The organism is Streptomyces sp. NPDC048419 (genome assembly GCF_043200415.1).
Lineage (GTDB): Bacteria > Actinomycetota > Actinomycetes > Streptomycetales > Streptomycetaceae > Streptomyces.
Map to the genome: position 1 here is coordinate 117,386 of NZ_JBICXT010000025.1, position 8,365 is coordinate 125,750.

An 8,365-nucleotide genomic window follows, 5' to 3' on the forward strand; every position below is an offset into this window, starting at 1 on the left:
GTCATGCAGGCCACCTGCGCAGGTAAACTGGACAGTTTCAGCTGACGGTTTTATCGTGGAGATCATGAGTCCACACGCCGAGCCGTCGCCTTCCGCCGTCCGCGCCTCACAGGACGTGCGGTCCGTGGTCGGGCGCCTGCGCCGCCGAATCCGCGCGTCCGCGGACACCGGGGACATCAGCCTCACCCAGGCGTCGGTGCTGGCCCGCCTGACGAACACCGAGGGGCTCACGGTCAGTGATCTCGCCGCCATCGAGGGCATGCGCCACCAGTCGATGGCGAGCACGGTCGCCGCGCTGGACGGCCTGGGCCTGGTCGAACGCCACCGGGACCCCGGCGACGGCCGGCGCATGCTCATCGCCCTCACCCCCGAGGGCCGCGGGCGGGCCGAGGAGGCCAGAGCGACCCGCGGTGAATGGCTCGCCGACCAGTTGCAGCGCAGGTGCACCGAGGAAGAGCGGCAGACCGTGATCGCGGCCATGGCCGTACTGGAGCGACTCGTCCATGACTGACCCGGCCACCGCGATGCGCGGCGACACCAGGGAGGCGGGCTTCGACCGCCGGCTCATACCCCCGATGATGCTGGGCTCGGTCCTCAACCCGATCAACTCCACCGTCATCGCGGTCGCCCTCGTACCCATCGGTGCCGCGTTCGGAGCGCCGCCCTCGCAGACCGCCTGGCTGGTCTCGGCCCTCTACCTCGCCACCGCCCTCGGGCAGCCGATCGTCGGCCGCCTGATCGACATCTTCGGGCCGCGCCGCCTCTTCCTGTTCAGCACCAGCCTCGTGGGCGTCGCCGGTGTCGTCGGCACCCTCGCCCCCGGCCTCGGCGTCCTGATCGCGGCCCGCCTCCTGCTCGGCTTCGGCACCTGCGCGGGCTACCCCGCCGCCATGGCCCTGCTGCGCAGCGAGGCCGCACGGACCGGGCGGGACAGCCCCGCCGGTGTGCTGACCGCGCTGGCGGTCGCCAACCAGACCATCGCCGTGGTCGGCCCCCTGCTCGGCGGCCTGCTGATCGGCCTGGGCGGCTGGCGCTCCACCTTCGCCCTCAACATCCCCCTCGCCGCCGTAGCGGTCACCCTCGGCGCGCTGCGCCTGCCCAAGCAGCCGGGCACCGGCGCGGCCGTCCGGGGCCGCCTGGCCGCGCAGATCGACCTGCCGGGCATGGCCCTGTTCGCGGCCATGCTCTTCTCCCTCCTGCTGTTCCTGATGAACCTGCACGCCGGCGCCTGGTACCTCCCGGTGATCACCGTCGCCGCCGGAACCGCCTTCGCCGTAAGGGAGTTGTGCGCCAGGACGCCGTTCATCGACCTGCGGGTACTCGGCGGCAACCCACCCCTGCTGGCCACCTACGGCCGCGCACTCGTGGCCTACGTCGTCAGCTACGCCTTCCTCTACGGCTTCACCCAGTGGACGGAGGAGAGCTACGGCCTCACGCCCTTCCACGCCGGGCTCGTCCAGATACCGATGTTCCTGGTGGGCATCGGCGTCTCCGTCACCGTCGGACGGAGCAGCGGAGTCTTCGGAAAGCTCCTGCTCGGCGGCGTCGGCCAGATCGCAGCCTGCGTCCTGATGCTGACCCTCACCGAAGGCAGTGCGGTATGGACGCTGCTCGTCCTGGCCGTGATCTTCGGTGTGCCGCAGGGCGCCAACAGCCTGGCGCTGCAGAACTCCGTGTACTTCCAGTCCGACCCCGAGCGCACCGCCTCCTCCGCCGGCCTGCTGCGGACCTTCGCCTACCTGGGCTCGATGGTCGCCTCCTCCGCCACCGCCGCGTCCTTCGGACAGCGCGCGAGCACCTCCGGCATGCACCACCTCGCCTGGATCATGCTCGGCGCCGGAGTCCTGTACCTCCTCGTCACCGTCTTCGACCGAAGCCTGCGACGCCTGTCGGCCGACGTGGCCGAACGCACGCGAAAGGCGTAGCTCCTGCGCACGGACACGACTTCCGCGTGCCCTGCCGTACCCAGGACCCCGTAGTGAAAGGCCCGACCATGCCCCGCACCGCCCTGCTCTCCATGGACCTCCAGCTCAGCAACCTCGGCCACGTCCCCGACGACTACCTGCCGGCCGCCGTACGGGCACTGGAGACGGCCCGGGCCGCCGACGTCCCCGTCATCCACGTAGCCCTCCGGCTGCGCCCCGGCCACGTCGACGCCCATCCGCGCAACAAGATCTTCGGCGCCCTGCCCGCCCACCTGTTCACCGCCGACGACCCCGCTGCCGCCATCCACCCCGACGTCGCCCCTCGCGGCGACGAGATCGTCGTCCACAAGAACCGTGTCAGCGCCTTCGCGGGCAACAACCTCCAGCAGATCCTCGCCGCCCAGGACATCGACCACCTCGTCCTGGCCGGCATCGCCACCGGCGGCATCGTCCTGTCGACGGCCCTGCAGGCGGCCGACCTGGACTACCGCGTCACCGTCCTGTCCGACGCGTGCGCCGACCCCGACCCCGAGCTGCACCACACCCTGCTGACCACGGTCCTGAACCGCCGCGGCGAGGTTGCCACGACGACGGAGTGGTCCGACACCCTCGTGACCGTGAACTGAGCGACGCGGGTAGGGAGTTCATACGGCTGCCGTTGTCGCTGTCGCTGTCGCTGCCGTTGCCGGTTCCGGAGATCGCGGGTCGTCGGACGGTGACCGAGGCCGGGGCGCATCGGATGGTGACCGGGACCGAGGGGTGGGCGTCTGGTGACCGAGGTGCGGGGCGGCGTCCGGTGGTCGGGACCGAGGCTCGGCCTCCGGTGACCGAGGCTGGGGGGCGTCGGATGGCCATCGGGACCGAGGGGTGGGCGTCTCGTGACCGAGGTGCGGGGCGGCGTCCGGTGGTCGGGACCGAGGCTCGCCGTCCGGTGGCCGGGACCGAGGGTCGTCGGACGGTGATCGAGGCCGCGAGGCGCAGCCCAGTGACAGAAATCGCCGGTCGCCGTCCGGCCGCCGGGAGTGCGGGTCGCTGTCTGGCCGCCGGGAGTGCGGGGCGCCGTCCGGGCGCCGGGAGTGCGGGTCGCTGTCTGGCCGCCGGGAGTGCGGGTCGCCGGGCGGTGGCCGGGAGTGCGGGTCGCCGGGCGGTGGCCGGGAGTGCGGGTCGCCGGGCGGTGGCCGGGAGTGCGGGGCGCCGTCCGGGCGCCGGGAGTGCGGGTCGCCGGGCGGTGGCCGGACCGAGAGGCGCGGAGCCGAATGATCGGCTCCACCCCGCACCCCTCGTACCCTGTCCTCGTGCCCTCCTCCCGCCTGCAACGCGTCGCCGTCCTGGTGCTCGAGGGTGCGAAGCCGCTGGACGTCGGGATTCCCGCGCAGGTGTTCACGACCCGCCGCAGCATGCCGTACGAGGTCCGGGTGTGCGGGGCGGCGCCCGGCCTGGTGACCGGCGGTGACGGGCTGGCGTACCACGTCGCCGACGGCCTCGACGCGCTCGCCTGGGCGGACATCGTGTTCGTGCCCGGCTACCGCTTCCCCGACCGCGAGGACCCGCCCCGGACCGTCGTCGACGCGCTGATCGCCACCCACGACCGGGGCGCGCGGCTCGCCGCGATCTCCACCGGCGCGTTCGCGCTCGCCGCGACGGGCCTGCTCGACGGCAAGCGCGCCACGACGCACTGGCACTACACCCGCGCCCTCGCCCGCAAGCACCCGCGCGTCCAGGTCGACGAGAACGTCCTGTTCGTCGACGAGGGCAGCGTCCTGACGTCGGCCGGCGCCGCGTCGGGCATCGACCTGTGCCTGCACATCCTGCGCGCCGACCTCGGGGTGGCCGCCTCCAACCACGCCGCCCGGCGCCTGGTCGCGGCCCCCTACCGCAGCGGCGGCCAGGCGCAGTACGTGCCGCGCAGCGTGCCCGAGCCGCTCGGCGAGCGGTTCGCCGCCACCCGCGAATGGGCCCTGCACCGGCTCGACGAACCCCTCAGCCTCGAAACCCTCGCCCAGCACGCGGCCGTCTCACCGCGCACCTTCTCGCGGCGCTTCGTCGAGGACACCGGATACACACCGATGCAGTGGGTCATGCGCGCACGCATCGACCGGGCCCGCGAACTGCTGGAGCGCTCCGGGCGCAGCGTCGAGCAGATCGCGAACGACGTCGGGCTCGGCACCGGCGCCAACCTGCGCATGCACTTCCAGCGAATCCTCGGCACGACGCCGAGCGAGTACCGGCGCACCTTCACCCGGGGCGAGTAGCCCACTCGCGGGCCTCTTGGCGCGATCCTTGCGAACCATGGCGCTCACGCCACGGCCACGACCGGACCCCGCACGCCAGGCTGGAGACGTACCGAATGGACAGGGACACCAAGGGACAGCCATGACTCGCATCGCCATCAACGGATTCGGCCGCATCGGACGCAACGTGCTGCGCGCCCTGCTCGAGCGCGACAGCGACCTCGAGGTCGTCGCCGTCAACGACCTCACCGAGCCCGCCACCCTCGCCCGCCTCCTCGCCTACGACTCCACGGCCGGCCGCCTCGGCCGCCCGGTCAGCGTCGACGGCGACACCCTCGTCGTCGACGGCCACCGCATCAAGGTGCTCGCCGAGCGCGACCCGGCGCAGCTGCCCTGGACCGAACTCGGCGTCGACCTCGCGCTGGAGTCCACCGGCCGCTTCACCTCGGCCAAGGCCGCCCGCGCCCACCTCGACGCCGGCGCGCGCAAGGTCCTCGTCAGCGCCCCGTCGGACGGCGCCGACGTCACGCTCGCCTACGGCGTCAACACCGACGCCTACGACGCGGAGCTGCACACGGTCGTCTCCAACGCCTCGTGCACGACCAACGCGCTCGCCCCGCTCGCCGCCGTCCTCGACGAACTCGCGGGTATCGAGCACGGGTTCATGACCACCGTGCACGCCTACACGCAGGAGCAGAACCTCCAGGACGGTCCGCACCGCGACGCCCGCCGCGCCCGTGCCGCCGGCGTCAACATCGTGCCGACCACGACCGGCGCCGCCAAGGCGATCGGCCTCGTCCTGCCCGGCCTGGACGGCAAGCTGTCCGGCGACTCGATCCGCGTGCCGGTGCCGGTCGGCTCGATCGTCGAGCTCAACACGACCGTCGCCCGCGACGTGACCCGCGACGAGATCCTGGCGGCCTACCGCACCGCGGCCGAGGGCCCGCTGGCCGGCGTCCTCGAGTACTCCGAGGACCCGCTGGTCTCCTCCGACATCACCGGCAACCCGGCCTCGTCCATCTTCGACTCGGCCCTGACCCGCGTCGACGGCCGCCACGTCAAGGTGGTCGCCTGGTACGACAACGAGTGGGGCTTCTCCAACCGCGTCATCGACACGCTGGAGCTGCTCGCCAAGCGCTGACCGGCGCGCCACCGCTCGACATCCGCCGCGACGGCGAGCCCGGACCTCCACACGGTGTGAGGCGCCCGGCTCGCCGTCGCGACGCGCGTCAGGGCTTCCGCCCCACTCCGCAGAACTGCGTCACGTCGACGATCTCGCCGATCTCCGGCTCGTCGGCACGCCAGCGCGAGCAGGACACCACACCCGGTTCAAGAAGCTCCAACCCCCGGAAGAAGCGCAGCAGTTGCTCGCGGCTGCGGAGCTTCATCGGGGCCGAGCCCTGCTCGTTCCAGCTGGCGACCGCCGCCGTCATGGCCTCGGTGTGCACCTCGGCGGTCGGGTGGGCGAGAGCCAGATAGCTGCCGGACGGCAGGGCGGCGACGAGGCGGTCGACGATCTCGTACGACTCCTCGTCGTCGTTCACGAACTGCATGATGCCCAGCAGCATCAGCGCGATCGGCTGGTCGAAGTCCAGTGTGCGGGCGGCGCTTTCGAGGATCGCGCCGGGGTTGTGGGCGTCCCCGTCGATGTAGTCCGTGACGCCCTCGGGGCTGCTGGTGAGCAGGGCCTGGGCGTGCACCAGGACCAGGGGATCGTTGTCCACGTAGACGATCCGCGCGTCGGGGGTCAGCCGCTGGGCGACCTCGTGCGTGTTGTCCGCAGTGGGCAGACCGGTGCCCAGGTCGAGGAACTGGCGGATATCCACGTCCCCGACCAGATGACGCACCGCGCGCCCGAGGAACGCCCGGTCGGCCCGTGCGGCGTCGACGATCTCCGGGAAGTACTCCAGGACTTGATCACCCATGGCGCGGTCGGGGCCGTAGTTGTCCTTGCCGCCCAGCCAGTAGTTCCACACCCGCGCCGAATGCGGGGTGTTGAGATCCAGTCGCGCCAGCACCGCCTCACGATCACCGGCCGATTCCTCAGGCATGACACGCTCCTCGCTCCCCGCTGGTGGCAAGCGACAACGTAGCGGCCGGTGTCGGTTCGGACCACCAATTCCCGGATCTTGGTGGGGCGCTGGAGCGGCTCAGGACTGATAGGGCTGCTGCGGCTGCCCGTACGCCTGCCCGCTCTGCCCGCTCGCGGCCTGTGCCTGCAACTGCTCCGCCTGCTCCTTCGTCACCTTCTGTTCCAAGCCGCAGAAGGTGCACTGCGTCGCGTGCTTCGTCGAGATCGGGAACAGCGGCACGAAGAACAGCGAGAACTTGGTGACGTACCTCTTGAGTGTGTGCGCGGCAGGATTGCCGCAGTTGCCGCACACCAGCGTCAGTATCGCGAGCTGGTACACGTATCGCTTGGTGCCGAAGATGATCATTCGGTTCGCTCTCCCTGGACTGTGCCTTTACACGCGATTCAAACGGTTTCACGCCTATTCACGCGGCGCCATCAGGCGGCACACGCGATCACGGACACAGTCTCGTACACGCGGACGCGCGCGGGGGACGGGTCGGACGGTCACACTGAGGCCATGGAATACGTCGGCCGGGTGCCCGCTCCGCCGCTCGACCGGTTCGTGGACGACATCTACTGTCTGAGCGGCATACGGCGGCACCGGCGGATGAACGTCCCACCGATGCCGTCGGCCCACTTGTTCCTGCACCTCGGCGGGCCCGTCCGCCTCTTGGATTCCGACCGCTCGGTGCCGCCGGCAGTGTTCGCCGACGCATGGTTCATGGGGGTCTGGACCAGGCGCTTTCTCTTCGAGTACCCCACCCGGGTGCGGCTCGTCGGGGTGCACTTCAAACCCTGGGGCATGTCGCCGTTCGCCGGCATCCCGGCGAGCGGACTGCACAACCGATGGGTGCCGATCGACGACCTCTGGCAACGCTCCGTCGACCGGATCCGAAACCGCGTCGGCGAAGCCGCATCGCCCGCCGAGACATTGCGGATGGTGGAGGAGGAGCTGCGATCACGCCTCACCGACGCACCGTTGCGCGGTCTCGACCTGTCCGGCACACGGGCGGGCGGCTGGAGACCTCGCACGGCGCGATCCCGGTCGGTGCGCTCGCCGACGACGCCGGGGTGAGCGGCAATCACCTGGCCACGCTGTTCAAGGACCACGTCGGCGTCACCCCGAAGCGGGTGGCACGGATCTACCGCTTCGCGCGGCTGATCGGGTCCGTGGACGCCCTGCGCCCGGTCGACTGGTCGGAGCTCGCTCACACCGTGGGCTACTTCGATCACGCCCATTTCAGCAGGGAGTTCAAGGACTTCACCGGCCACACCCCGACGGAGTACCTGGCCCTGCGGTGTCGGTTCCCCGTCGAGCCGGGGTCCCCGCAGGACGTCGGCCCGATGCCCGACGATTGATTTCTTACATGCCCGCACCCCCCCCGGGGCGACGACACTGGAGCGAGTGGGCAAGGAGACTTCGAGGAGGCCCCGTGGGCACGGTGATCATGCACAGCGTGGTGTCGGTGGACGGCTTCATCGCCGACAAGAACGACGAGGTCGGGCCACTTCACGACTGGTACTTCAACGGGGACGTCCCGATCACCCGGAGCGACGACGAGCAGTACGACCATTCCGGATCCGGAAGCGGCATCAAGGTCTCCCATGCGTCGGCGGAGTACGTCGGCTCGATGTGGGCGTCCATCGGCGCGATCGTGATGGGCCGCAACCTGTTCGACCTGGTCAACGGCTGGGAGGGCCGGCCTCCGGCGGGAGACCACGTGGTCGTGGTCTCCCACCGGCCCAAGCCCGAGGGGTGGCACCCCGAGGCGTCCTACCACTTCGTCGACGGCGTGACGGCCGCGATCGACAAGGCACAGGACCTTGCCGGCGATCGCATCGTCGCCGTGAACGCCGGCGAAGCGGGCGGCCAGATCCTCGCGGCGGGCCTCGTGGACGAGGTCGCCATGGACGTGGTGCCGGTGATCTTCGGCTCGGGCAAACGCTACTTCGGCGACATCGACGCCCAGCACCTGCTGGAGAACCCGCACGTGATCATCCAGGGCGAGGGCGTGCTGCATTTGAGGTTCAAGGTGCGCCGCTAGTGTCCTGCGCCAGAGATCCGTCGGCAGAGGCGGGCGAGGGAGTCTAGGATCTCTTCGGCTGTCTTGGTCCAGATGAACGGCTTGGGGTCG

The 8,365-nt window shown here is 70.9% G+C and carries 10 protein-coding genes; 8 read left to right on the plus strand and 2 right to left on the minus strand.

The features are described 5' to 3' along the window. Positions 1-64: 64 nt before the first annotated feature. From ACGFYN_RS37515 to gap, 5 genes are all read left to right on the plus strand, one after another. The gene (locus tag ACGFYN_RS37515) at positions 65-511 is read left to right on the plus strand and encodes a MarR family winged helix-turn-helix transcriptional regulator (protein ID WP_393870442.1); all 447 of its coding nucleotides are present in this window, start codon (positions 65-67) and stop codon (positions 509-511) included. After that, positions 504-1,925, plus strand: a complete 1,422-nt coding sequence (locus tag ACGFYN_RS37520; protein ID WP_393870443.1) for an MFS transporter — start codon at positions 504-506, stop codon at positions 1,923-1,925. The genes ACGFYN_RS37515 and ACGFYN_RS37520 overlap by 8 nt, the downstream gene beginning before the upstream one ends. Before the next feature lie 68 nt (positions 1,926-1,993). After that, positions 1,994-2,551 carry a cysteine hydrolase family protein gene (locus ACGFYN_RS37525; protein ID WP_393870444.1) on the plus strand — a complete coding sequence of 186 codons (558 nt, stop codon included), beginning with the start codon at positions 1,994-1,996 and terminating at the stop codon, positions 2,549-2,551. A gap of 669 nt (positions 2,552-3,220) precedes the next feature. Beyond that, entirely contained in the window at positions 3,221-4,177 is a 957-nt protein-coding gene (locus ACGFYN_RS37530; RefSeq protein WP_393870445.1) for a GlxA family transcriptional regulator, read from the plus strand. A 121-nt stretch (positions 4,178-4,298) separates the two neighbouring features. Continuing rightward, positions 4,299-5,297 (plus strand): type I glyceraldehyde-3-phosphate dehydrogenase, encoded by a 999-nt coding sequence (gap, locus tag ACGFYN_RS37535; protein ID WP_393870446.1) that lies wholly within the window; start codon positions 4,299-4,301, stop codon positions 5,295-5,297. 88 nt (positions 5,298-5,385) lie between these two features. Here gap and ACGFYN_RS37540 read toward each other — a convergent pair whose 3' ends face one another. Both ACGFYN_RS37540 and ACGFYN_RS37545 read right to left on the minus strand, forming a co-directional pair. Next, a complete protein-coding gene (locus ACGFYN_RS37540) occupies positions 5,386-6,207 on the minus strand; it encodes an SAM-dependent methyltransferase (RefSeq protein WP_393870447.1) in 822 nt (273 codons plus the stop codon). Between the two features lie 99 nt (positions 6,208-6,306). Then, a complete protein-coding gene (locus ACGFYN_RS37545) occupies positions 6,307-6,594 on the minus strand; it encodes a zinc-ribbon domain-containing protein (protein ID WP_393870448.1) in 288 nt (95 codons plus the stop codon). Between the two features lie 198 nt (positions 6,595-6,792). Between ACGFYN_RS37545 and ACGFYN_RS37550 the strand changes: the two genes are divergently transcribed. From ACGFYN_RS37550 to ACGFYN_RS37560, 3 genes are all read left to right on the plus strand, one after another. Then, on the plus strand, positions 6,793-7,305 hold the full coding sequence (locus ACGFYN_RS37550) for a DUF6597 domain-containing transcriptional factor (RefSeq protein ID WP_393870449.1): 513 nt from the start codon (positions 6,793-6,795) through the stop codon (positions 7,303-7,305). Then, a complete protein-coding gene (locus tag ACGFYN_RS37555) occupies positions 7,302-7,589 on the plus strand; it encodes a helix-turn-helix domain-containing protein (RefSeq protein ID WP_393870450.1) in 288 nt (95 codons plus the stop codon). The genes ACGFYN_RS37550 and ACGFYN_RS37555 overlap by 4 nt, the downstream gene beginning before the upstream one ends. A 74-nt stretch (positions 7,590-7,663) precedes the next feature. Next, positions 7,664-8,275, plus strand: a complete 612-nt coding sequence (locus ACGFYN_RS37560) for a dihydrofolate reductase family protein (protein WP_393870451.1) — start codon at positions 7,664-7,666, stop codon at positions 8,273-8,275. Positions 8,276-8,365: the final 90 nt, after the last annotated feature.

Bases quoted from the DNA above. Each gene is read 5' to 3' on its own strand.
- ACGFYN_RS37525 (WP_393870444.1), top strand. From the start codon at position 1,994: ATGCCCCGCACCGCCCTGCTCTCCATGGACCTCCAGCTCAGCAACCTC.
- ACGFYN_RS37540 (WP_393870447.1), bottom strand. From the start codon at position 6,207: ATGCCTGAGGAATCGGCCGGTGATCGTGAGGCGGTGCTGGCGCGACTG.
- ACGFYN_RS37545 (WP_393870448.1), bottom strand. From the start codon at position 6,594: ATGATCATCTTCGGCACCAAGCGATACGTGTACCAGCTCGCGATACTG.
- gap (WP_393870446.1), top strand. From the start codon at position 4,299: ATGACTCGCATCGCCATCAACGGATTCGGCCGCATCGGACGCAACGTG.
- ACGFYN_RS37520 (WP_393870443.1), top strand. From the start codon at position 504: ATGACTGACCCGGCCACCGCGATGCGCGGCGACACCAGGGAGGCGGGC.
- ACGFYN_RS37515 (WP_393870442.1), top strand. From the start codon at position 65: ATGAGTCCACACGCCGAGCCGTCGCCTTCCGCCGTCCGCGCCTCACAG.